Annotated in this window: 22 protein-coding genes; 16 read left to right on the top strand and 6 right to left on the bottom strand. The window is 42.0% G+C overall.

The features are described 5' to 3' along the window. Window positions 1–166: 166 nt before the first annotated feature. Window positions 167–991 carry a nitrogenase iron protein gene (nifH, locus tag KFV02_RS05880; RefSeq protein WP_252380609.1) on the bottom strand — a complete coding sequence of 275 codons (825 nt, stop codon included), beginning with the start codon at window positions 989–991 and terminating at the stop codon, window positions 167–169. 528 nt (window positions 992–1519) lie between these two features. On the opposite strand from nifH, the gene KFV02_RS05875 reads away from it, so the two are divergent. From KFV02_RS05875 to KFV02_RS05850, 6 genes are all read left to right on the top strand, one after another. Continuing rightward, window positions 1520–1912, top strand: a complete 393-nt coding sequence (locus KFV02_RS05875) for a hypothetical protein (RefSeq protein ID WP_252380608.1) — start codon at window positions 1520–1522, stop codon at window positions 1910–1912. Between the two features lie 621 nt (window positions 1913–2533). Beyond that, on the top strand, window positions 2534–3271 hold the full coding sequence (gene modA / locus KFV02_RS05870; RefSeq protein ID WP_252380607.1) for a molybdate ABC transporter substrate-binding protein: 738 nt from the start codon (window positions 2534–2536) through the stop codon (window positions 3269–3271). A 3-nt stretch (window positions 3272–3274) separates the two neighbouring features. Next, window positions 3275–3925 (top strand): molybdate ABC transporter permease subunit, encoded by a 651-nt coding sequence (gene modB / locus KFV02_RS05865; protein ID WP_252380606.1) that lies wholly within the window; start codon window positions 3275–3277, stop codon window positions 3923–3925. Between the two features lie 5 nt (window positions 3926–3930). After that, a complete protein-coding gene (locus tag KFV02_RS05860; protein WP_252380605.1) occupies window positions 3931–4659 on the top strand; it encodes an ATP-binding cassette domain-containing protein in 729 nt (242 codons plus the stop codon). 270 nt (window positions 4660–4929) lie between these two features. Next, window positions 4930–5406, top strand: coding sequence for a hypothetical protein (locus KFV02_RS05855; RefSeq protein ID WP_252380604.1), 477 nt, complete (start codon window positions 4930–4932; stop codon window positions 5404–5406). 560 nt (window positions 5407–5966) lie between these two features. Beyond that, window positions 5967–7193 (top strand): EAL domain-containing protein, encoded by a 1227-nt coding sequence (locus KFV02_RS05850; protein WP_252380603.1) that lies wholly within the window; start codon window positions 5967–5969, stop codon window positions 7191–7193. Window positions 7194–7250: 57 nt separating this feature from the next. Here KFV02_RS05850 and KFV02_RS05845 read toward each other — a convergent pair whose 3' ends face one another. The 3 genes from KFV02_RS05845 to KFV02_RS05835 all read right to left on the bottom strand — a co-directional run bounded on the left by KFV02_RS05845 (window position 7251) and on the right by KFV02_RS05835 (window position 10766). After that, window positions 7251–7739: an N-acetyltransferase gene (locus KFV02_RS05845; protein WP_252380602.1), complete on the bottom strand. Its 489-nt coding sequence runs from the start codon at window positions 7737–7739 to the stop codon at window positions 7251–7253. Window positions 7740–7830: 91 nt separating this feature from the next. Continuing rightward, window positions 7831–8298 carry a TlpA family protein disulfide reductase gene (locus tag KFV02_RS05840; RefSeq protein WP_252380601.1) on the bottom strand — a complete coding sequence of 156 codons (468 nt, stop codon included), beginning with the start codon at window positions 8296–8298 and terminating at the stop codon, window positions 7831–7833. 65 nt (window positions 8299–8363) lie between these two features. Further along, window positions 8364–10766 (bottom strand): homocysteine S-methyltransferase family protein, encoded by a 2403-nt coding sequence (locus KFV02_RS05835; RefSeq protein ID WP_252380600.1) that lies wholly within the window; start codon window positions 10764–10766, stop codon window positions 8364–8366. Between the two features lie 341 nt (window positions 10767–11107). Here KFV02_RS05835 and KFV02_RS05830 point away from each other — a divergent pair, with 341 nt between their 5' ends. The 8 genes from KFV02_RS05830 to glpX all read left to right on the top strand — a co-directional run bounded on the left by KFV02_RS05830 (window position 11108) and on the right by glpX (window position 19944). Next, window positions 11108–12076: a sigma-70 family RNA polymerase sigma factor gene (locus tag KFV02_RS05830; RefSeq protein ID WP_252380599.1), complete on the top strand. Its 969-nt coding sequence runs from the start codon at window positions 11108–11110 to the stop codon at window positions 12074–12076. Then, complete coding sequence (locus KFV02_RS05825; protein WP_252380598.1) at window positions 12069–12869, top strand: HD domain-containing protein; 801 nt, start codon at window positions 12069–12071, stop codon at window positions 12867–12869. Before KFV02_RS05830 ends, KFV02_RS05825 begins: the two co-directional genes overlap by 8 nt. A gap of 22 nt (window positions 12870–12891) precedes the next feature. After that, window positions 12892–14619 carry a tetratricopeptide repeat protein gene (locus KFV02_RS05820; protein WP_252380597.1) on the top strand — a complete coding sequence of 576 codons (1728 nt, stop codon included), beginning with the start codon at window positions 12892–12894 and terminating at the stop codon, window positions 14617–14619. A gap of 2 nt (window positions 14620–14621) precedes the next feature. Then, on the top strand, window positions 14622–15428 hold the full coding sequence (locus tag KFV02_RS05815; RefSeq protein WP_252380596.1) for a hypothetical protein: 807 nt from the start codon (window positions 14622–14624) through the stop codon (window positions 15426–15428). Window positions 15429–15585: 157 nt separating this feature from the next. After that, window positions 15586–15972: a hypothetical protein gene (locus KFV02_RS05810; RefSeq protein ID WP_252380595.1), complete on the top strand. Its 387-nt coding sequence runs from the start codon at window positions 15586–15588 to the stop codon at window positions 15970–15972. A 108-nt stretch (window positions 15973–16080) separates the two neighbouring features. Beyond that, window positions 16081–16518: a ribose 5-phosphate isomerase B gene (gene rpiB / locus KFV02_RS05805; protein ID WP_252380594.1), complete on the top strand. Its 438-nt coding sequence runs from the start codon at window positions 16081–16083 to the stop codon at window positions 16516–16518. A gap of 372 nt (window positions 16519–16890) precedes the next feature. Continuing rightward, window positions 16891–18876 (top strand): transketolase, encoded by a 1986-nt coding sequence (gene tkt, locus KFV02_RS05800; RefSeq protein ID WP_252380593.1) that lies wholly within the window; start codon window positions 16891–16893, stop codon window positions 18874–18876. Window positions 18877–18960: 84 nt separating this feature from the next. Continuing rightward, window positions 18961–19944 carry a class II fructose-bisphosphatase gene (glpX, locus tag KFV02_RS05795; protein ID WP_252380592.1) on the top strand — a complete coding sequence of 328 codons (984 nt, stop codon included), beginning with the start codon at window positions 18961–18963 and terminating at the stop codon, window positions 19942–19944. 410 nt (window positions 19945–20354) lie between these two features. Here glpX and nadD read toward each other — a convergent pair whose 3' ends face one another. Both nadD and uvrB read right to left on the bottom strand, forming a co-directional pair. After that, a complete protein-coding gene (gene nadD, locus KFV02_RS05790) occupies window positions 20355–21008 on the bottom strand; it encodes a nicotinate (nicotinamide) nucleotide adenylyltransferase (protein WP_252380591.1) in 654 nt (217 codons plus the stop codon). A 113-nt stretch (window positions 21009–21121) separates the two neighbouring features. Next, window positions 21122–23119: an excinuclease ABC subunit UvrB gene (uvrB, locus tag KFV02_RS05785; RefSeq protein ID WP_252380590.1), complete on the bottom strand. Its 1998-nt coding sequence runs from the start codon at window positions 23117–23119 to the stop codon at window positions 21122–21124. A 174-nt stretch (window positions 23120–23293) separates the two neighbouring features. Here uvrB and KFV02_RS05780 point away from each other — a divergent pair, with 174 nt between their 5' ends. Both KFV02_RS05780 and KFV02_RS05775 read left to right on the top strand, forming a co-directional pair. Then, window positions 23294–23503, top strand: coding sequence for a hypothetical protein (locus tag KFV02_RS05780; protein ID WP_252380589.1), 210 nt, complete (start codon window positions 23294–23296; stop codon window positions 23501–23503). A gap of 57 nt (window positions 23504–23560) precedes the next feature. Further along, complete coding sequence (locus KFV02_RS05775; protein ID WP_252380588.1) at window positions 23561–24430, top strand: universal stress protein; 870 nt, start codon at window positions 23561–23563, stop codon at window positions 24428–24430. Window positions 24431–24441: the final 11 nt, after the last annotated feature.

Below are 24441 nucleotides of genomic sequence, written 5' to 3'. Positions count from 1 at the left end.
GATAACCTGCCTCAAGCAATGCTTTCATTACCTCTGTGCTCTTTTCCGGCCTGATAATAGCACGAACCATGATCATAATTTATTCTCCTTCTAATTAACTTTTTTGAGACAACATACTCTCTTCAGAGTTATACAAATCCGGCTTTCAACTCAAAAATCAACCCGATCAGTCTAGCAGACCGAAATCAACGAGCAATGTTTCTAACTCTTCTATTTCAAGAGGATTAGGTATCACGAACATATCATTCTCATCGATATTTTTGGCCAGATTGCGGTAATGAGCAGCCTGTTCTGCCTTTGGATCAAACTGAATAACGGTCTGGCGATTGATCTCAGCCTTCTGAACCATGTTGTCGCGGGGCACAAAATAGATCATCTGCGTGCCTAGTTTCTTGGCAAATTCCTCGATCATCTCCTTTTCGTTATCCACCTTACGGCTGTTACAGATCAGCCCGCCCAGGCGAACGCCTCCTGACTCAGCGAACTTCTTAACTCCCTTACAGATGTTGTTGGCCGCGTACATGGCCATCATCTCACCTGAACAGACAATGTAGATCTCCTGCGCCTTGCCCTCACGAATAGGCATGGCAAAACCACCACAAACAACGTCACCAAGCACGTCATAAAAAACATAATCGAGACCTTCAGACTCTTCGTAGCCACCCAAAGACTCCAAAAGGTTAATGGATGTGATGATGCCTCTGCCAGCACATCCAACACCAGGCTCGGGTCCACCTGACTCGACACAATAGGTGTCACCAAAACCGGCTTTGCGAATATCATCTAACTCCACGTCCTCACCTTCCTCTCGCAAGGTATCAAGAACGGATTTCTGAGCCAGACCACCAAGCAAGAGCCTGGTGGAGTCAGCCTTGGGGTCGCAGCCCACAACCATGACTTTCCGCCCCATCTCCACCAGACCAGCAACTGTATTCTGAGTCGTAGTGGATTTACCAATGCCTCCCTTTCCGTAAATAGCTACTTTTCTCATGAAACCCTCCCGATTAAAATGTTTTGATGTTATATTACTCTATAACGGCAAGGTTCATGCCAGCAGCTCTAAAATAAACGCTATGTTTCTTTACAACCATTGGAATTAACTAAAAAATTTTAAAAAAATAAAGCAATCTTTATCACTTATAAAGCTCAATAAGTACATTAACATATAAAACGTTTTTGCATGTTATTACATTTTTGTATGGTACCAAAAAGAATGTTTTCTAATTTTTAATATAAAACTAGCTTAAGCTATAGACTTTAATAACTCTAATATAGAAACCTTATGATTCTATAAAAATTAAATTTATAACATCAAAAATAGATATTAATTTCACAAAAAAAATTGTCTGATACATATAGAAATAAGCCAAATAAAATTTTTAAATCTATTTCATTCCTGAAATTAATAAAAAGATTATAAGACAAATGTTGAATTTTGCTTAAGAAAAACAGAACTTGAGAAAAAATATTTCGGACAAGAATAAAAAAATATCCAATTTTTTACATTGGAGTGACACATTTGCTCCAAAAAATAACAAAAACTTCTGACATCCATGCAAGACAGAAATTATGGCTAATTAAGTTTTTAAAAAGTCCAGATTGGTTCTCAGTGACTACAAAAATAGTAAGTACAACAACACAAGACGATTTTGCACGTTATTGCATTTTTGTAACGCACAAGAAGTGTTTGCTAATTATTAACAAACCATCAGCTAACACTATAAAATTTAATGATTTTAACGTGTTCAGATTAGAATTCTACCAAGCCCAAAACAACGGCATCAAAAATGCATCACTACTCTATAAAGAAAAAAAAGAACTCGCCTACGAACAAAACTTCGTGAGAAGCGGAACAACAATTTGTAGTCTATTTTGCCTTTCAAACAAAAAAATAGACAAAGTGGCTTACTGAATCTGGAATTGAGAGAATTAAACCCGTAACGATGGGATATGACGAGAACAAAAAAATCAACATTACATATTAACAGGCAGAGACTTTAACCACAAAAAATAAATATTACAAAAACTTCTAAAAATAGTATTATATATAGATTGTTACTAACTATTTTTTTAAGCACATTTTTCAAACGGTACAACAAAAAACACAACAAAGCATGAAACTTTTTTGTATACTATTCCATTTTTGCAATACACATCATGTTCTTGCTAACTACCAACAAACAACTATATAGCATTATAAAACATAATTATTTTAACAACTACAGATTAACATTCCATAAACCCTAAAACTGTGGCATCAAAAATGCATTTCTATTAAAAACAATACTTTTAGATACTACTAAGTGTGAAAGAAAGAAAAAAATAAGTTTTATCATTTATATCCGGAATCACATGTACATACATCGTCATTCCGGAGTGAAGAATCTCTAAGGCCATAAAATGGAGAGAAGTGTTATCGTATGAGGGGAATTGCACCGAAAGCAAATAACTCTAAAGTCAACAACTTTGAGAGAATATCTTTCGGTGATTCCGTATAAAAAATTTCTAAAACTTAACAACTCAAGGAGGGTTTATGAGAATCAAGACGGCGATGTTAAGTCTTTTCTTTGTTTTACTGACCTTTGCTGGAATCGGCCGGGCCGAAGAACTGTCTGTGGCCGTCGCTGCCAACTTTATTTCTCCCATGCAAAAGATTGCCAAACTATTTACGCAGGAGACCGGAATAAAAATACTTACATCCTACGGCTCCACAGGGATGCTCTATAACCAGATCATCCACGGTGCGCCCTTTGACCTCTTTTTTGCTGCAGACATGCGCCGGCCTAAGTTGCTCAGCGAAAAAAAGCTTGCCGAACCCCAGGTTATCTATGCCAAAGGTAAATTGGCCCTATGGACCGGACAAAAAAAGTTTTTTGGAGAAGCTGAGTGGACAGATGTAGTATCAAAGGCGTCAAAAATCGGCTTGGCTAATCCAAAAACCGCACCGTATGGCCAGGCCGCTGTTACTGCCATGCAAAAACGAGGACTCCTGGAAAAGCTTAGACCTCGACTGGTGTATGGACAAAACGTCTCCCAGGCATTCCAATTCGCCACTACCGGTGGCGTGGATGTCTCATTTACTGCCCTTTCCTTAGCCCTTGGCAAGGGCAAGGGTGGAAAATACTGGATGGTGGAAGAAGGTGGGGCCATTAACCAGGCCGCCTGCATCCTGGTGGGCTCTAAACATAGACAAACAGCTGAACGATTCCTTAACTATATTCTTTCACCAAAAATCAAAAAAATTGTTCATGATGAGTTCGGGTACGATTAAGCCATGGATATCACACCTATAATTCTCTCTGCTAAATTGTCTTTGGTGACTACTTCGGTTCTTGTTGCTGCGGCTCTGCCAGTTGCCTACTGGCTAGCCTTTTGCCGTTTCCCCGGAAAGTCATTGGTGGAGGCGTTTTTTAACCTGCCCCTGGTGCTTCCGCCAACTGTCTTGGGGTTTTATCTCCTGGTAGCCATGGGGCCTCAAGGGTTCTTGGGGCTCTTTTGGGAAGCGACTTTTGGCTCTCGTCTCGTGTTTACCTTTTCGGGCCTCGTGATCGCATCCATGATCTATAGCCTGCCATTCGCCCTGCAGCCGCTCAAAACAGCTTTTGAAAAAATCGACCCGAGGCTCCTGGAGAGTGCGTACGTTCTGGGCTGCTCCAAAACAGCATCCTTTTTTAAGGTTATCCTCCCCAACTCTTTTGGGGGGGTCGCCGCAGCGGCAGTCCTGGTATTTGCCCACACCATGGGCGAGTTCGGGGTAATACTCATGGTCGGAGGAAGTATCCCAGGAAAAACAAAAGTGGCTTCGATCGCCATCTTTGAATACGTTGAAAGTCTACAATACAAGGAAGCCGCCTTAATTTCCATGATACTTATTCCAATGAGTTATGCGGTTCTGTTGATAGTAAATCGTTTGTCCAGGAGATAATAAACGTGGGCCTAAAAGTTAAAATCAAAAAGAAACTTAAGAACTTTACCGTTGATGTTACCTTTTGCTGCCCGCTCGCAAGACTTCTAGCTATGGTTGGGCCATCCGGAGCGGGAAAAACAACCCTCATCCGAATCATTGCCGGACTGGAAAAACCGGACGAGGGACATGTGATCTACAATGGTAAACTCTGGGTGGATATTGAAAAAAATATCTTTGTCCCTCCCCAAAAAAGAAAGGTAGGATACGTTTTTCAGGAATATGCTCTCTTCCCGCATTTGAGCCTATACAAAAATGTGAAATTTGCAGAAAAAGACCCTGGCAGCGCAGAGAAATTAATGAAATATTTCGGAATCTGGCACCTTCGTAAAGCCAAGCCCAACCAGGTGTCCGGAGGAGAAAGGCAACGTGCCGCCTTGGCACAGGCTCTGGCAAGGGGGCCAAACGTGCTCCTGCTGGATGAACCATTTTCTGCCCTGGACGCACTGACCCAAAAAAGACTTCAGGAAGAACTGATGAATTTTAGGGATAGGCTTGAGCTGCCCATAATCATGGTCACTCATGACCTGGCCGAGGCCGTTAAACTAGCAGATAAAATTATTGCCGTAGACCAGGGCAAGGTGGCCAGCGATTGGCTGGAAAACACCCTATCAAAGCAGGGACATATTCCTGAAACATCAGGTGAGTCACGTACTAGTCATGCTCCGTACTGGTCTGTCAGCCAGTGCCAATAGCATAGCCTAAAAAAATATATTGCTATGTGTAAGCTATAGTTATAGTTTCTTTCGTCCAAGAGTAACAAGTCTTCCATGAATATCAACTCGCTCTTATCTCATGGAACCTACCCAATCACTTTCGTTTCTTCTTCAATTACGAGTCCAGTAAAGTGGGACTCGTAATTGAAGAATTTTTTATCGCTTGTCTTGATTTAAGCTGTTAATGGGAATATAGTCGGAAGCCCCGATATTATTCAAGGGCTACCTTTTTTACAGAAAGGTTTGCAAATGATGGTCAATAAAGAGGAAAAAGAGTACTACCAACGAGAATACGAACATATGTTGAAAATCCTTGGATCTGAGGCAGAGGTATGGAAGTCCCTGCAACATCAGTTTTCAGTTCTCAACCAACGCAACCAAACCATTTTTCAATTAGGCGCCTTGGCAATAACGGTGACCGGTTTTTCAGGGCACAGGATTGTAGCTGCTGGAGTTTATAGCGGCATTCCTTTGGTTATTGGACTCTGTACAATCCTGGCTGCGCTTTTTACTGCCCTTTACGGAGTAAGCAGGTTACGCTGGATTTCCACCTTTCACGCAGATGATTTGCCTGAAAGCTTCATTATGATCCTCAAAATCAGGGACGCAAAAACCAGACATTTTAAAATATCTCTTTCAATTCTACTTGCAGGTCTATGTTTTTACGTCTTCGCCATATCCAACTATCTAATCCAGGCATCCCATGGCTTAATCAAAATTTACTGAACTAGGCCACCCGCAAGAATCCAATAAATACCCACTATATCCTCTAGGCATCTGGGTGGATCCGATGGCTGCACTTGGGTTGAGTAGTGGAGTTTTGTTCATAAAACTAAGCCTCCCAAGAACACGATAAAATTTGTCAGACAACGAAGAAAGTATATTAGTCTATTTGATCCATTCATTTGCACAAGTCTCTATTCTGTGTCAGCAGAAATCTTCAAAAAAATATCAAAATTGTTAAATTGAACTTCAACTTTGCCATTTTTGTTGAAACAACTATCTCCTCTTATGCTAAAAAATTTTTTTACCTTACATCTTGATTTGTCTATGGTTACTGACAAAATCTGGCCAACTATGAACAATGGCATTTTTTTTGTATAAATGTCGTTACGTTATTAAAAAAAACAATTTTTTACACGTCAACCAAACCAATCAACCTATTACTTTATTACCACAGCAAAAGTGAAAAAGAGGCGAGTTAGAAAATCTTAACGAAAATCTAAAATCATGGCAGAATCAAAATGTGTCCCTGTTATCCAGATAAACTCTCTAAAGGAGAAAAAATGGAGACAGTGTTTAAATTGTTGGATATCGAAGATATCATTATACATTTTCAACCAATCATTTCTATCAAAAGAAAACAAATAATAGGAGTTGAAGCTCTGTGTCGGGGAATAAACAAGAACAAGATAATTCCACCAAACGTCTTATTTTCTCGTGCTAGAGAAAAAAAAATAAACATTGAGTTTGACAGACTATGTAGAGAAAAATCATTAGAATATTTTTCTAAAATATATAAAAAGAACAACAAGTTAATGCTTTTTTTAAACCATGACTCATCAATTTTAGACGAAGGAGTAGTTAGCACGGGATATACAAACAATACAACAAAACAAAAAGGCCTTCCTCCAGAAAATATTGTAATAGAAATCTCTGAAAAAAAGGTTTCAAATACCGCTGCACTTAAAGAGTTTGTGGAAACTTATAAAAACTATGGTTTTTTGATCGCGCTGGATGACGTAGGAGCCTCCTATTCAAACCTAAATAGAATTCCCGAGTTAAAACCTGATATTCTCAAAATAGACAGAAGCTTGATTGCAGATGTTGATAAAATATGGCGTAAAAGCAAGGTTTTGAAATCTTTTTCTTTCCTATCTAAAGAAATAGGCACTTTGATAATTGCGGAAGGCGTAGAAAAAAAAGAAGAAGTTTTGCAGATATTAAAATTTGATATTGATATATTTCAAGGATTTTACTTTGCAAAGCCTGGCGACCCCTCATTATTAAACTTTGACGAAACTGTACGCAAAACAATCAATCTATCCTCTCACTTCCAAAATTCGATGGTTGATATTTTTCGAAAGAAAAGGAAACAACACCAGCACTATAAGAAAATTATCTCAAAAATTATCAATAGCCTTTTAAATGAAATCCGAGTTGTTGATGTTACTTACTTTGAACAAAAGCTAAAAGAAATCGTAGAATATTATCCAGATATAGAATGTGCTTATATTATAGACAATAATGGAATCCAAATAACAGACACCATTTTTCATCGTCATTTTATTCCAAAAGCAAGAGGTCCTTTATATAGACCAGCACAAAAAGGGGACGACCTTTGTTGCAGAGATTATTTTTTCTATCTAATCAACTGTAATATATCATCTTATGTTACCGATCAATACATATCATTAGCTACTGGTAATAAATGCGTAACCATTTCCAACTTATTTAAAAAAGACAATAATAAATTTATTCTTTGTGTAGACATTAAAATTGATGATATTTAATTATAACATTAACTTTTTTTTATAATGGAAACACAAAAAAATCAAATCAATACGGTTCTACATTTCCATGAGCATGGCCACCTCGTCACACTCTGGAAATTTAGGGCACCGCAGACAATCGGCCCAGACTTTTTGAGGCAGAACATCCTTGCTTATTTTTTTAAACCCTAACTTTTCAAAAAATTCAACCTGATAGGTCAAGGTAAAGACCTTATAAATACCTAAAGTTACCGCATCGCTTAAGCAGGCTTCCACCAGGTTCCGTCCCCATCCCTGCCCTTGCAGCGGAGGTTCAATTGCCAAAGATTTAACTTCAGCCAAATCTTCCCAAGCTATGCTTAAAGCGCAGCAGCCAAAAACTTCATTAGTATCCCTATCCGCGATCACAAAAAAATCACGCAGGTGACTATATAATTCACTGTATGATCTGGGCAACAATAACCCCTGGCGTGAATAATCCATTAATATCCGATGGATCGTCTTTACATCGGAAATTCTGGCCTTACGCAGATACGCGTTTATTGTTGGCTCCTTTTTTGAATTCATTGAATTAAGTCCCGCTCCGAAGGAAACACAAAATTTATTAAATAAAAAACAAATTAATCAGTTAATCACAGCAAAAACTTGGTCGAGCTTTTTAATCTTTCAACAATTTATTGATCACTTTCTCCAATTGCTCAGGAGACATGTAGCCTTCATGCTCCAGTACATTTTCCCCTTCCTGGTTATAGACAACCAGTTTGGGCAAGTTGCGCACCCCAAAAACAAGATTGACATCAGGAGTGGCCCAGAAAACCGGGTAATTAATTTTATTTTTCTGTAAAAACATGCGTAACATATTTATGTTTTCATCTACAGAAACCCCCAGGATCAAAACTTCCTGACTATATTTTTTGCGTATCTGCATTAGCCCAGGGATTTCCATACGACAGGGTGGACACCATGAAGCCCAGAAATTCAATACGACTACCTTACCTCTGGCCTGCGCTATGCGCGAAATCAATTGCTGATGATTAATGGTAGGCACATCAGACACCTCTCCTGCCCACCCTGGTCCCGTGCAAAACAAAAATAACACAAAAATGTAAATCGTTAATCTTCTCATGATACTTCTCTCTCCTTATTAACTTATGACCAGTCCCTCATCTTCCCATTCACCCTTTCGCCCAATCACTTCTCCACCAGTGACTGCGCCAGTTTTACAGCGGCCACTGCATCGCTAGCATAACCATCCGCGCCTATTTTTTGGGCAAAAACCTCAGTTACCACTGCCCCACCAACCATGACCTTACAGGGGATATTCTTTTTACGAATCAACTTAATAGTATCCTCCATTTTTACCATAGTTGTAGTCATCAAGGCGGACAAGCCTACAAGAGCGGCCTTGTGTTCCCGCACTGCCCGTAAAATTTCTTCCGCAGGGACATCCTTGCCCAAATCCAGAACATCAAACCCATAATTCTTGAGCATCAAACAGACAATGTTCTTGCCTATATCATGGATATCGCCTTCAACCGTGGCCATGATTACTTTCGGCCCTTTTTTCTTTCCTTTTTTCTCCAAAAAAGGTCTTAAAAACTCAAAGCCTTTTTGCATGGTCTCCGCACTGAGCAGAAGCTGCGGCAAAAAATATTCTTTTTTCTCGTATTTTTCCCCCACCTCGGTAATAGCCGGAATTAGCTCTTTATCCACCAGTTCAAAAGGATCTCTACCCTCTGTTACCTCCTGTTCAAGGAGTTCCACGATTCTATCTTTGTCTCCTTTAATTACCGCTAGCTGTACTTTAGAAGCGTTTTCACAAGACAGGTCTTTATCCTGCTCCTTAACTATCCTTTGCTCACCGGGTGACCAACGAGAAAATTTGGCAATAAACTCTCCAGCCTGAGGGTCTTTATGTAAAAGAACATTGGCAGCATAAAGTGTTTCCTGAAGACGAGCAGAATTGGGATTGGCAATAAAAGAAGTCATCCCGTGAGCCAAACACATGGCCAAAAAAGTAGAGTTAATCAATTCCCTGGCCGGAAGACCAAAAGAGATATTGGACAGACCCATAATGGTTCCCAGGTTCCATTTTTCCCGACAATATCGGATAACTTCCAGACAGGCCATGGCTGCCTCTGGTTTAGAAGAAACCGTCAGGGCCAGGGCATCAACCAAGATGAGCCTTTTGGGAATATTTAAGTCAAAGGCCCTGGCAAGTAGAGATTCAATAATACTCAATCGTTCTTTAGCAGTGACTGGTAGTTTATTTCCCTTCAGGGGCAAAAGAATAAAAGGTGCTCCAAAATCGCGGCAAATCGGGCCTAACCGATCCATCTTACCCTCTTCCCCGCTAATAGAGTTGACCAGAGCTGAACCTGGATATTGAAAAAGACCTTCCCTTATCGCCTCTTCATTACTGGAATCCAGGCATAACGGACAGTCGAACCTGGATACTAAAGCAGCAATCAAAGCCGGCAGAACTTCTTGTTCATTAACCATGGCAGCGCCAACATTAACATCCAGAACAGTAGCCCCTTGCTCAATCTGTTCCTGAGCCAGTTCAACAGCCCGTGTTAGTTGCCCCGCCTGAAGTTCCGCACTCAAGTCCTTTTTACCTGTGGGATTGATGCGTTCGCCAACAATCACAGGCTTGAATTCAAACCCAAAAGGAACGGACTGACTTCTGGATGTCAATACTATACATGGCTTTTTGGAAGGGCTTGGGGGGACATATTTCCGGTCTTTAATCTCAGCACAAAGAGCACGGATATGTTCGGGGGTGGTTCCGCAACATCCGCCCAGGGCTTTTACGCCCAGAGAAACAAATTTAGCCGTTTGCATGGCAAAATCTTGCGGACCTAACCTAAACACTGTCTGTCCGTTTTCCAGTTCAGGAAGACCTGCATTTGGCTCAACAAGAAGTGGAATCTCAAGCCTTTGCAACATTTCCCGGACCACGGTCAAAAAACCTTCCGGCCCGGCACTACAATTGGTAGCCACCATGTCCACACCCATGTTCTGCATGGTGTCTATGAAGGTCAGGCCGTCTGTTCCGGTAAGGCTAGCGCCCTGTTCAAAGGTCATGGAAATACCTATGGGCAGATCACATACTTCCCTGGCTGCAACAACAACGGCCCTGGCTTCTGCCAGGTCAAAGTGCGTCTCGCCCAAAATCAAATCCACACCCCCCTGGACAAGACCCAAAATCTGTTCTTTAAAGGCCTGAACCAGTTCGACAAAACTTACATCACCAAGGGGCTTGATCATCTTGCCGGTTGGACCAACACTGCCTGCAACAAAAGCCCTGTCTCCAGCTGCCTTGCGGGCCACTAATGCCATTTCCCTGTTAAATCGTTTGACATCAATGTCTGGGCCCAACTTAAACCTGGTTCCGCCAAAGGTGTTTGTAGTCACTACCCGGGCACCGGCCCGAATATAATCCTTATGGATGCCCTCGATAACCTCTGGATGCTGCTGGCCGAATATTTCAGGTGACTGACCGGGCTTAAGACCTTTGGCTTGCAAGAGAGTGCCCATGCCACCATCAAAGATTAAAATCTGATTGTCTTCTAAAGCTTTTCTAAACATCATACGATTCTTAAAGTTTAAGGTTCAGGGGTATTGGTTAATAGTAGCCAAAACAAGATATAAAGTATAAAAAGAACTACTATCCGCTGGTGCCTTTGACGAGACAACAAATCCAGTGAACGCAATAAACAAAATCCTTGAAAAGGACAAATAAAAACTATAGTTCTGAACTGGAAAAGATTTATATTTTAGCGTATAAACAAAAGTGGGGGTCGATAGCTAAAACTAAGCTTGTAATTTAAAGTGACGACGCCAATTCTCACGCGCAGACGAGCAAAACCCGTACAAGTAGTACCCTGCAATATAAACCAAGGACCCTAACCCGAAAAAAAGCTTTCAAAATTATGTCCAAAAATAAAGAAAAAAAAGAAAATAGCGATATCCGCGCCCCTAAAAAAAATACTGACAATTTACCCGAAAACTTTGTTCTTCCTCCTTCATCTTCGACACCTCCAGTTCCTGCAGATCCACTTAAAATCTATCTCCAGGAAATAAGCAGGTTTCCTGTGCTCACTCCTGAAGAAGAGTTTGAACTGGCTAGAAAATACCGTCAGGAAAACGACCAGGAGGCGGCCTTTAAATTGATTACTTCTAACCTCCGTCTGGTCGTGAAAATAGCTATGGACTTCCAGCGTAAATGGATGAAAAATCTCCTGGACCTTATTCAAGAAGGTAATGTGGGCTTAATGAAGGCAGTGCAAAAATTTGACCCGGACAAGGGCATAAAGTTTTCCTACTATGCTGCCTTCTGGATCAAGGCTTATATTCTCAAATTTATCATGGACAATTGGCGCATGGTTAAAATCGGGACCACCCAAGCCCAACGCAAACTTTTTTACAACCTGGCCAAGGAAAAACAGCGCCTTGAGTCCATGGGGATTACTGCTGACTCCTCAACCATTTCTAAAAACCTCCAGGTATCAAAAGCTGATGTTGTTGAAATGGGACAACGCCTTAGTCAGCAAGACCTTTCTTTGGATATGCCATATGGTGAGGATGGGGATGTTACGCCTCTGAACTTTATTCCGGCTCTGGGAACAGGCATTGAGGATAAGCTCTTGCAGCAGGAAACAGCCAATTTACTTAAGCAAAATCTCCAGGACCTCATCCCAAAATTAAATGAAAAGGAAAAAGATATTTTGGAACTGCGCCTGCTGGCAGAAAATCCTCTGACCTTGCGCGAAATAGGCGAAAAATACGGGATCACACGCGAAAGAGTCCGTCAGATTGAAGCCAGGTTACTGCAAAAGATCAAAGCCCATTTAAAACAAAATATTGAAGACTTCTCCGAAGACTGGATCTTAAATGATTGAAAAATTTAATGCCCTAAAAAAAGAAGCTGGAATTCTGGCTCAAAATTTTATCCCTCAGTTTTACTCCGATTTCGCAGCTGAGTTGTCCAAGGCCAAGGACTTCTTCTTTAACCATCCCTTAATCTTTCGCCTGCGTGAGGATGTCTTGCCTTTTTTACATGATCGCTATGGACATGGTGTTGAACATTCCAAAAAAGTGAGTATTGAAGCCGGTGCCCTGGTTCTTATCGAAGGCAAATATTTGCCACATGCCGAACTAAGACACCTCTGCCTCCTGGCCCAAATGTCCGGACTCTTACACGATATTTGTCGTTTGGAGCCTGACCATGCCCTCAAAGGGGCCCAGTTTTGCAAAACAATTTTAAAAAATTACCCTTTAGATGATACAGACATCTCTGCAATCACCCTTGCAATAAAAAATCATGAGGCTTTCAAAGAAATTTCGCCCTGTGAAGATGATAAAAGCCTTTTTTTAAGCAATGTCTTATATGATGCGGATAAATTCCGCTGGGGCCCAGATAATTTTGTGACCACCCTGTGGGAAATATGTAATTATGAAGAATGGACCATAGAGGAAATTATTGCCAGATTTCCTCAGGGGCTGGAAAAAATAAAACTTATAGAATCTACCTTTCGAACACTAACTGGTAGGCTGTATGGCCCTGAATTCATACGCTGTGGCTTGAAAATAGGTAAAATCATTTATCAAAAATTAAATCAGACCTTTAATACAGAAATGCTAAATAAACATAGCCTTAACAAGGCTGAACTTTATAAAACAAATACTAAATAGCAAACAGGAAGTCTTATCAACAATGAGTAAAATCTTTATTATCCTTATCATCTCTCTAAACTTGATGGCATCCTGTTTGCCCAAGAATCAAGGTGCAAGTCCAGGAGCACTTGAACTCTCACCACAAGCCAGCTCCTCCTTTTATTATTTACAATTCCAAGAACTGAAGGATGAAAAAAAGTATGCTCAAGCAGAAGCAGCTCTAAAACAGGCACTGGAACTGGACCCATCCCCATTCTTATATTTGGAATTGGCCAATTTTTATTGGCAGAATCTCAAATTCAGTGAAGCCAGAACCACCCTTAAACAGGGTATCGAAAAATTCCCCCAATCCAGAGACCTCTACCTGTCCCTGGCTAAATCTTACCTGGCGGAGAAGAGATTTGACCATGCAGCCACCACGTTAGAAGAGTATTTAAAGCTCAGCCCGGAAGACTATCCCATCTATCAGGAGCTAGCAGCTATATATGTCCAGAACAAAAAATACGCCCAAGCCCTGGACCTGCTAAAAAAAGTTCCTTCACCAAGGCGAACCAAGATCATGTATTATTACCTTGGTCGGGCCAGCAGCGGACTGGGACTTAAAAATAAGGCTGTACAATTCTTAAAAAAAGCCGTTCAGATTGATCCAAAATTCATAGAAGCCTGGGCAGAATTGGCCTTTGTTTACGAATTAAACAAGGACTATGTGGAAGCTGAAAAGACCTACGCACAATTGTTGCAAATGGGCGAAGAGAGTCCGGAGTTACTTTTAAGACTTATTGACTTGAACCTGAAATTAAACAATCCCGACAAAGCCATGCTCCTTGTGGACAAAGGCCCAAAACATGAACAGTTCAAGCTGGAGGCAGTAAACAAATTCATCTCCAATAAATTCTACTCCTATGCACAAAAAGTTCTTGCCGAAATCATGTCCCGAAAAGATTTCCCGGCCCGTACTTATTTTTATCTGGCTATTCTGGCTTATGAAAAAGACCAAGACGCACAAAAGGCAGTGGATTTTTTAAACAAAATTCCAGAGGATAATAAATTTTTCCATCAGGCCCTCCTCTTTCGCATCCAGTTATTAATGCAACTGAACAAACTCGAACAGGCCATGAGCTTAACTCGCATGGGGCAAAAAAAATTCCCCCGCCAAAATCAGTTCTGGCTTTTGCAGGCTAACATTTATGAGAACAAAAACAAATTTACACAGGCCATGAAAACTCTGGATAAGGCTTTAAAAAAATGGCCCAATGAACCAGAACTTTTATTTCGCCGGGGAGTAATTCTTGATAAAATGGGTAAGCGCGATCAGGCCATAGCAACAATGGAAAAAATCATTGCCAGTCATCCTGACCATGATCAGGCCCTCAATTACGTCGGCTACACTCTGGCAGAGATGGGCAAGGACCTGGAGCGGGCACTCGTTCTGATTCAAAACGCCTTAAAAATTGACCCTGACAATGGTTATTACCTGGATTCGCTGGCCTGGGTCTATTTTAAACAACATAAGATTAAAAAGGCCTGGCAAGAAATAAATAGGGCCATTCAATTTGCTCAAGACAACCCGGACCCGACCATCTGGGAGCATTACGGAGATATTGCCAAAGCTCTAAACAAGCCAGACCTAGCCCTGCGGGGCTATAAAAAAGCCTTGGAACTTAAACCCAGCAACAGAGAAGCCATCAAGAAAAAAATTGATGAATTGTCTGCAAGCAGGGAGCAAGACGCGCGAGACAATAACCAGGGGGACAGGAAGTCAAATTAGAGATGGAAACTGACAACTACAAGCTGCGTACCACGAGCCACAAGCCACGGGCCATGAAACACAGACTACAATCAGTTATCCTCCTATTTCTAATTCTTTTTTTAGGTTGCGCCCCTAAAAAACCGGTTCCAGAACAATCTCCTTCTACACTCTGGTCCAGGTTCTGGAGGAATCAGACACAAGCTGGCCTTTCCTTTAAAATTAAAACCAGCATTAATTATTTTTCTGCCCGCCGCAAAAACCGGATCCTGGCTACAATATGGGGAAATCTGAATTATCCCATTCGCATGAATATAGAAGCAGGAATAGGCCAAACACTTTCTCTTTGGCGAGAAGATAAATACCTTTGGCAAGCTTATTTTCCAGCCCTTAAAACTCTTTACTTTCATCCTGATGGCCAAAAAGGAGCTACTGCCCTGGGGTATCCAACCCCGTTCAACCTTAAAGAGTTGTCCATGATCCTTCTGGGCCATTATAGTGAAATTATTCCCAGCCAATTTGATAAAGTCGAATTTAAAAACGGACTTTGGATATTTAGCTTCAACACCATGAGCAAAGTAAAAAAACTGGCTTTAAATGACCAGGCCCGGCCAATTTTCTTAGCAGGTGACGTATGGCAGGCAAAACTCAACCAATATACTCAGGAACAAAACGATGCTTACGCCAGAAAAATAATCCTTCTCTTACCGAAGTCCGAACAGGCAGTCATCAGAATCAAATCCTTGCTAGTAAAAGAAACACCCTGGGAGAAGCAACAACTGGCTCTTAACCTGCCAGGAGATACGCAGAAAAAATTTATTAAGTTTTAAGTTTTAGGTCTAACAAGGAGAAGGTCTATGTAAAAACAAATTTTGCAACTTTGGCAACAAATTAACTCATCCAACTCATTAAAACAACTTAAAACTTAAATATTAAGACTCCCATGCAAAAAAATCATTTTTGCACTGTGGGAGCAAGGAGGAAATTATGGAAAAAGTACCAGGTGAAGGTAGCTCTGAAAAAGGAAACGTACCGTCGTTAAGGGAAATAACAAGGATTATACTAACCGGATGGAAAGTACTCTTTGCTGAACTAAAATGGTCAGTTATAAAAATCTGCCGGCAGTGGGAAATTAAACAACTAAAAAAACGGCTGGATCAAGAATACACCAATCTTGGCCGCTGTATCTATGACCAAATTCAGGGATTTCCTCCGGGCTCTCTTGACACCTCTGAGCCAGAGACAGACCTTGCGCTTAAACAAATATCTTTTTTAAAGGACGAAATTGCCCATTTAGAAAAGGAGCTTGTAGAAATCAGGCAAGAATTGATTCAACGCAGGAAGCAAAAATTTGAAGAAGACCAACTTGCCTAAAATTATTGACTTTAACGGATATCGCCTTATTCCATACTGGCTGCCTGATATTTCCTAATGCCAGGAAGGGGCAACTTACCGCATTGTAAATCACAAAAGGAGAACAAAATGACTTCCAAACCCATAATTTTTGGCTCTGATCACGCAGGACTGGGTTTAAAAAAAGAGCTGATAGCTTATTTAAGCCCCAAATATGAATTAATTGATGTTGGCACCAAAGATGAAAACAGCTGCGACTATCCTGTCTATGCCCGCAAACTCTGCCAGGAGGTCCTGGATAGACAGACCCTGGGAATTCTTATCTGTGGTTCAGGCATTGGGATGTCTATAACTGCCAATCGTTTTCAGGGCATAAGGGCTGCGCTTTGTCTCAACGAGTATATGGCCAGAATGGCCAGAATGCACAATGATGCCAATGTTCTCTGCCTTGGAGACAGAATTATCGGGGTGGAGCTGGCCAAAAGCATTGTGGACGTCTTTTTAGAGGCCAACTTCGAGGGAGGAAGACACTTGCGCCGCATCCAGCTTATTGATTCTTTAGAATAGTTAGTGCAGCTGTACATGCAATTTATGCTTCTCGGGATTTAGGATTTTGCCTTTTCTTTCTTAACCGCAGACGCCGGAGACCGGAAGCAGCCGGCGACCTGAAGGCTGCTTCGGTGCTGTCCTCCGGTCAATGCCAAGAAAAAAATTCACGGATTCAGGTAAAACGGAAAATTTTTACTTGACTAAAACCATTTTTATTGTTGACAGCAGGGGCAGCTTGTACCGGGCCACATAAATTATTATTGAAAAGGTGAAAAGGAGAATCGGAGGAACCGGGAAGGAAGAAGCTATGAAGACCTTACCCTACTCTCCTCTTCTCCGTTTCCCCGTCTCTCCGTTTCATTTTTTAAAACCATTAACCCTACATAAACAATGAGCACATTAGATCAAAAAACAGTAAACATTATCAAAGGTCTGATTATGGATGCTACCAGGAAGGCCAACTCAGGTCATCCTGGAGGGGCGATGTCATCAGCTGATTTTGCCTATATTTTGTACAAAGAATTTTTAAATTTCGATCCGGATAACCCTGAATGGTTCAATCGAGACCGCTTTATCCTTTCCGCTGGACATGAGTCCATGCTCCTGTACAGTCTGCTCACCCTTTGCGGCTTCTTAAAGATAGATGACCTGAAAAATTTCCGTCAACTGGGTAGCCGTACTCCAGGACACCCTGAACACGACCTGACCCCTGGAGTGGAAGCCACGACCGGTCCACTTGGACAGGGTTTTGCCATGGCCGTAGGCATGGCTGTTGCCGAATCCTTTTTGCGGGCCAAACTTGGCTCAGATACCTGTGATCACTTCACCTATGTTCTTGCATCAGATGGAGACCTGCAAGAACCCATTGCCCTTGGCAGTGCTGCTCTGGCAGGACTTTGGGCACTAAACAAACTGATTGTTTTTTATGACAGTAACAAAATACAGCTCGCCGGCCCAACTTCCAGATGCGACGGTTCCAACTACAAAAAGATTTTTGAAGGTTTTTGCTGGCAGGTAATTGAAATTGACGGACACGATCACGAACAAATTCGTACGGCGATCAGGCAAGCCAGAGAAGAAAAAAACAGACCTACCCTGATTATAGGCCATACTACAATGGCCAAAGGCAGTGCCACTTTAGAAGGCAGTGAGGCCACTCATGGCTCTCCGTTCTCCCCAGAAGAGATCAAGGCAACCAAAGAGAAACTCGGCCTGCCCGTGGATAAAGAATTTTACCTGCCAGATGAAATTACAGACCATTTCCGGAGCCGCTTTCCCAGCTTGCGCGAACAGGCAAAAGAATGGGAAGAAACTTTAAAAAACAACTTGAACAAAAACCGCGAGCTAGCCAACTTCTGGGAATTTATCCACACTCCGGCTAATGAGAGAAACTTCTCCTGGCCCGAATTTGATCCGGACAAACCTCTGGCCACACGCAAGGCATTTGGTCAATGCCTTAACAAGCTCATAGACCAAATACCTAATCTAATGGGCGGTTCAGCCGATCTTGATCCATCAAACCAGACTGTTCATTTCAGGGAAACAGCAGGCATTTTTAATAGTAATACTAACCCACAGGGAAGATATCTAGCATTTGGAGTCAGAGAGTTTCCCATGGGCGCAATTTTAAACGGCCTGGCTTTGCATGGCGGAATAATTCCCCTGGGGGCCACCTTTCTGGTCTTTTCTGACTATGAACGCAGTGCCATTCGCATGTCCGCTCTGCAAAAACTGCCTGTCCTGCATATCTTTACTCACGACTCCTTTTATGTGGGCGAGGATGGCCCTACTCACCAGCCAGTAGAACATATCAGCTCATTGCGTCTTATCCCTAATCTCCTGGTTTTCAGACCTGCTGATGCTAACGAAAGTAAATTCTGTTTTTCTCTGGCATTAAAACAGGATAATCGCCCGAGTGTTCTTTTGTTTACACGTCAGGGTTTACCCATACTGGATCTAAAGCAGTATCCACAGATAGAAGATGGGGTAAAAAGAGGAGCCTATATATTACTCGACCCACCTGATCACGACCCGGAAATTATCCTCATGGCCAGCGGTTCAGAAGTCCACCTGGCCATGTCAGTAGCGCAGCTATTGAAGCCCAAAAAAGTTCGGGTTATCAGTGTCCCGTGCATGGAGCTGTTTGACGAGCAAGACGAAGAGTATAAACAAACTCTTCTTCCGGATAATGTCCGGCAAAGATTTGCCATTGAGGCCGGACGCGCAGATATCTGGTACAAATACGTTGGTTTAGCTGGAGCAGTCTTTGGCCTCGACCATTTTGGAGCTTCTGCCCCGGCCAAAGAACTGGCCCAAAAATATGGTTTCACTCCTGAAAACATTGTTGAATTTGTGAAAAGTAAGCTTGTTGATTAAATTGAATGATTGAATGGTTAAATTAAATATTAACTGCTAGAATTAATTTACAAACCACTTTATAATTCAATCCGAGAGGCAGAAATGGAAGCCCCGCAAAAAAATTTAGCCCTTGATCTGGTGCGAGTTACAGAATCAGCAGCCCTGGCTTCAGCCCGATGGCTGGGTAAAGGAGATAAGAATGCCGGAGATCAGGCTGCTGTGGATGCCATGCGCCTGTCCTTTGATAGTATAGACATCGCAGGCAAAGTTATAATTGGTGAAGGAGAAAAGGACGAGGCCCCGATGCTTTACAACGGGGAAACTTTGGGCACAGGCATGGGACCAAGGGTTGATGTGGCAGTTGACCCTGTAGAAGGAACCAATCTCCTGGCCTTTGGGCGGCCTAATGCCATTTCAGTAGTGGGAGTAGCACCTGAAGGGACCATGTATGATCCGGGTCCAAGTTATTACATGAAAAAATTAGTCGTCCCCCACGAGGCAAAAGATGTGGTCGATATCAATGCCCCGGTTGAAGAAAACCTGAAAAATACAGCCAAGGCCCTGGGCAAAGACGTAGATGACCTGGTAGTCTTTGTCCTGGATAAACCCAGGCACAAAAACCTGATCCAGGAAATCCGCCAGGCCGGAGCAAGAATCCAACTGCACACAGATGGCGATGTGGCTGGTGCACTCATGGCAGTAGACCCCTTGGCTGAAGTCGACATAATGATGGGTACGGGTGGTACCCCAGAAGGCGTGCTGGCTGCTTGTGCTATTAAGGCCCTGGGAGGACAGATTCTGGCCAAGCTTGACCCTCAAAAAGAGCACGAAAAAAAGGCTCTGGCAGAGCTTGGATATGATCTGAATCAGATCTTCACTGTTGATTCCCTGATCAAAAGTGAAGATGTCTTCTTTGCGGCAACAGGCATATCCGGGGGAACTTTCTTAAAGGGCGTGCGCTATACCGGAGATGGCGCTGTGACCCATTCCCTGGTGATTCGCGGTAAAACCGGCACAGTTAGACGTATCCAGGCCTTTCATAAATGGGAAAAACTCATGCGCATTAGCGCAGTCAAGTATGATTAGAGGGAAAAAAGGTTAGAAGGCCTGTAGCCAAACCCTATTTTCACCGCTGATTGAAAGTCTTGGTTTCTGAAATGCATTACAAACGGCTTGGGTAACCCATCTTGACAAAGCTTGCGGAAAAGCAGAGCATCGGGATGATTGGACTAAATACTTTGCGATATTAACCATAACTATCGATAATAAAAAGAATATTTGTTTACCTAAAATATCCCATTATGCTCTGTCCGCAAGCAAGTTTTAGATGGGTCCAAGTTTTTGTACCAGCATGAAAGGAACCAAGACTGGAATAAAGCATGGGAATTAAGTTGATAAAAAGATTTGCTCACAGGCTTTAACAGGCTAAAATGTAAATGTTAATAGAAAGTCCTTAATTTTCTCCTAACATCTTTACCTCTTAATCTTTTAACCTCTCAACCTTTCCAATAGAAAACAACGTCTTCCCTGTTCTCATCCAAAAACTTTTCCACTGGCCCGGGTACGAGAAAGGTGATGTTTTCACCATGCAACCATTTGCGGCGAACCAGGGATGAACTTATATCTAAGCGGGGTAGAGAGAGAAAATATATTTTCTTCCCCCGGTGTAAACTCCATCCTCCAGAAATGATTTTGTCCACCGGCCAAAAGCTGGTCACAAACTCATGTATCTCATCTTCAGTCTGACCATGCCTGTCGACAACAACAAAATTGGCCAGATAGGGAAGTTCTCTTCCTTTAAACCATTGAGGGACTGTCAATAAATCAAGACTGCCCAGGATAAAAAAAAGCTCAGTTTCAGGTTCACGGCGCAAGAAGCTCTCTAACGTAACATAAGTATAGGATGCTTCCGGCCTTTCCTTTTCCATCAGGTTTAACTTTAGCCCGTCCACGCCCAAAATAGACTGTTCGAGCATCTTTACCCGCCACTCAAAAGGCAGAACATTTTTCGTCTGTTTATGGGGAGGAATATACGCCGGGACCAGATGGACCTCATCCAGATGCATTTTTTCTCCCACTTCCAGAGCCAGACGCAAATGCCCAATGTGCACTGGGTTGAAACTTCCGCCAAGTAAACCAATTTTTTTCAATCTCTATCCTTGTTGATAGTTGAGCAGTTTATTAAATGGTTTAATGTTTGAACAGCCAACCAAATACAAACTTCTTGCCCCCTGGTCTTTTGTCCCTAACTGATAAATCGATTTTACAGCTCCAACAACATCTGCCTCAATCTAAAAATTTCATCCCTCACCTTTGCAGCCTGTTCGAATTCCAGATTTTTGGCAAGTTGACGCATCTGCTTTTCCAGATTTTTAATCCGCCTTTCTATTTCTTCCGGAGTCAGATTATACCCTGTTAGATTTTCAGCTACACTAGCCTGAGAAACATCCGTACCCTGATGATAAAAATCATAAAGGACATTGCTTTTCTTCTTGCTAATGGTCTGCGGAATAATATTGTGCTCTTTATTAAATTCTATCTGTTTATTACGCCTCCGCTCTGTCTCCTCCATAGCCTTTTGCATAGATCGGGTAATGGTGTCAGCATACATGATAACTTTTCCTGAAATATTTCTTGCTGCCCTGCCAAAAGTCTGGATAAGGGAACGGTAAGAGCGTAAAAATCCCTCTTTATCTGCATCTAGAATAGCCACCAGTGACACCTCTGGCAAATCCAAACCTTCACGCAAAAGATTTATACCCACTAATACCGTAAATTCCCCCTGTCTTAAGGCTTGGATAATGGCCACCCTTTCCAGAGTATCAATATCAGAGTGCATGTATTTGCTTTTGATACCCCTTTCCTGCAAATATTCGGTCAGGTCTTCGGCCATCCTTTTTGTCAGTGTAGTCACCAGCACACGTTCATCTCTTTGTGCTCGCATCAAACACTCATGCATCAGGTCATCCATCTGTCCTTTTGTAGGTCTAACCTCCACTTCCGGGTCCACCAATCCTGTGGGTCGAATAATCTGCTCGACCACAACCCCTGCACACCTCTCCAACTCCCAGTCTCCAGGCGTAGCTGAGACATAAACGGTCTGGCCTATTCTGGCTAAAAATTCGTCAAAGTTTAAGGGTCTGTTATCCAAAGCTGAAGGCAAGCGAAAACCAAATTCAACTAAAGTTTTCTTTCTGGAGCGATCCCCACTATACATCCCCCCTATCTGAGGGATGGTGATATGCGATTCGTCAACAAACAAAAGGAAATCCTTTGGAAAATAATCCAGCAAACAGGCTGGAGGCTGACCGGGTTTTCGGCCATCCAGATGCCTTGAATAATTTTCTATCCCATTACAATAGCCCATCTCCTCAATCATTTCCAGATCAAGCTGTGTCCTTTGCTCCAAACGCTGGGCTTCTACTAATTTGTTTTGTTTCTTGAACCAGAGAAGTCTTTCCCTGAGTTCCTCCCTTATGGCGGTCATGGCTCGCTTGAGATTGGCCTGGTCTGATACATAATGACTGGCCGGGAAAATCATTGTCTTTTTTATCTGCCCCTTTATCTCGCCGGTCAAAGGATCTGTCTCGTATATACCATCAATTTCATCTCCAAAGAACTCAATACGCAGAGCCTGTTCATGCCTGTACGCGGGAATGATCTCCAATACATCTCCCCTGACCCTAAAAGTGCCCCGATGAAAATCATAGTCATTACGCTCATAATGCACTTCAATCAATCTGGACATGAGCTCTTCCAGGCCAATTTTTTGTCCCTCTTCAACGGGGATGACCATCTGAGCATAATATTCTGGTGATCCCAGCCCGTAAATGCAGGAAACCGAAGCAACAATAATCACATCTCGCCGGGTAAGCAGGGCATGGGTGGCCGAGTGGCGAAGTTTATCAATATCCTCGTTAATAGAGGAATCCTTTTCAATATAAACGTCCGTGTGAGGCAAATAGGCTTCTGGCTGATAATAATCATAGTAGCTGACAAAATATTCCACGGCATTATGCGGAAAAAGTTCCTTGAACTCATTAAATAATTGAGCAGCCAAGGTCTTGTTCGGGGCCATAATCAAGGCGGGCCTGTTGCACCTGGCAATTACATTGGCCATGGTAAAAGTCTTTCCAGAGCCAGTCACACCTAAAAGAATCTGGTCTGAAATCCCTTGCTCAATATTTCTAACCAGAGTATCAATAGCCTTGGGCTGATCTCCCTGTGGTTTAAATTCACTAACAAGCTTAAATCGTTGCATATTATTAGATGGTTAGAAGATTTGGAGGGTTTCAAGATTGGACAATTGAGATCTGGAATCCATTAAACGCAAAGGACCTGGTTTGACAAGAACTGATTTTTTCCCCTACTGATTTAGTGAAATCATCCGATTAATAGAATAGGTGTTGTTTTCGGCCTGAGTTGGGAGGAGAATATGGACGTACAAACCAGTTTCTCCATGGAGATGTTCACTCAAAGCCTCAAACAAAATCAATTTGGGGCACAACTGATCCAGAAAACACTGGACCGTATGGATTCTAATCAATATCAAAACAGCCTGGTTAATCAAGACCAGGAATTTCAGACATCGATTTTGCGTGCAGCCTACGAAGGCCGCGGCACTATGATTAATAAACTCGTTTAGTCAAACAGATAAAGGCCGAAAACAACGCCACATTAAAGGCCCGTACCTAAAAAGCTCATGAAGAAACACCTACTCATAACTGTCAGTAAAGATTACACTGTTCAATATGCCATATGTTTTCTAGCTTATTTTTTTAAAAACAAAAAAGATTTGCTTATAGATCTATTGTATATTGCCCCTAATCCCAGGAAAAATATTGTGCTGGATTCAAGCGCAGGACAAAATGTAACAGAAGCCAAACACTTGGCCGCAACCTATAAACGTCATGGTTTTGAAACCTTGCACAAGGCCCAAAACATGTTGCTGGAATATGGATTTTGTGCAGAACAAATAAAAGAAGACCTTCAATTCAGACAAACATCGACTGCGCAGGATATTGTATATTATGCCCGAAGTGGTTTCTATGATGCACTCTTATTGGGACGCAGAGGCATATCTCTTCTGGAAGAATTGATTGAAGATAGTGTAAGTAAGCAGGTCCTTAATAAAAAAATTGACTTCCCCCTCTGGATCTGTCGTAAACCAGAAAAAAATCGTCAAAACATTCTCTTGTGCACTGATGGGACTCCAGAAAGCCTTTGCGTGGCCGACCATGTAGGTTTTATCATGCAAAAACATACAGAGCATAAGATTACAATTTTCCATGTTCAAAACAATTCTTCCACCGCTGTTAGTGAAATTATCAACAAAACCAAAAAACAACTGGTAAGTAACCACTATCCCGAGGATATGATAGAAGTAAAGGTCGTCCGGGGCAAAAACACCGGCCATACAATCCTAAAACATGCCCTGAACAATAATTATGCGGTTATTGCCATGGGTAGAACAGGAGGGCATCAAAACACCATGTCTAAACTATTTATGGGCTCAACCAGCTCTTACATATTTAAAAATCTAGACAAAGTATCCCTATGGGTATGCAAATAACCGTATTTTAA

The sequence above is a fragment of the Desulfovulcanus ferrireducens genome (assembly GCF_018704065.1).
Lineage (GTDB): Bacteria > Desulfobacterota > Desulfovibrionia > Desulfovibrionales > Desulfonatronovibrionaceae > Desulfovulcanus > Desulfovulcanus ferrireducens.
The sequence above is the reverse complement of the archived record's forward strand: the minus strand, read 5'-3'. Positions and strand labels throughout refer to the sequence as shown.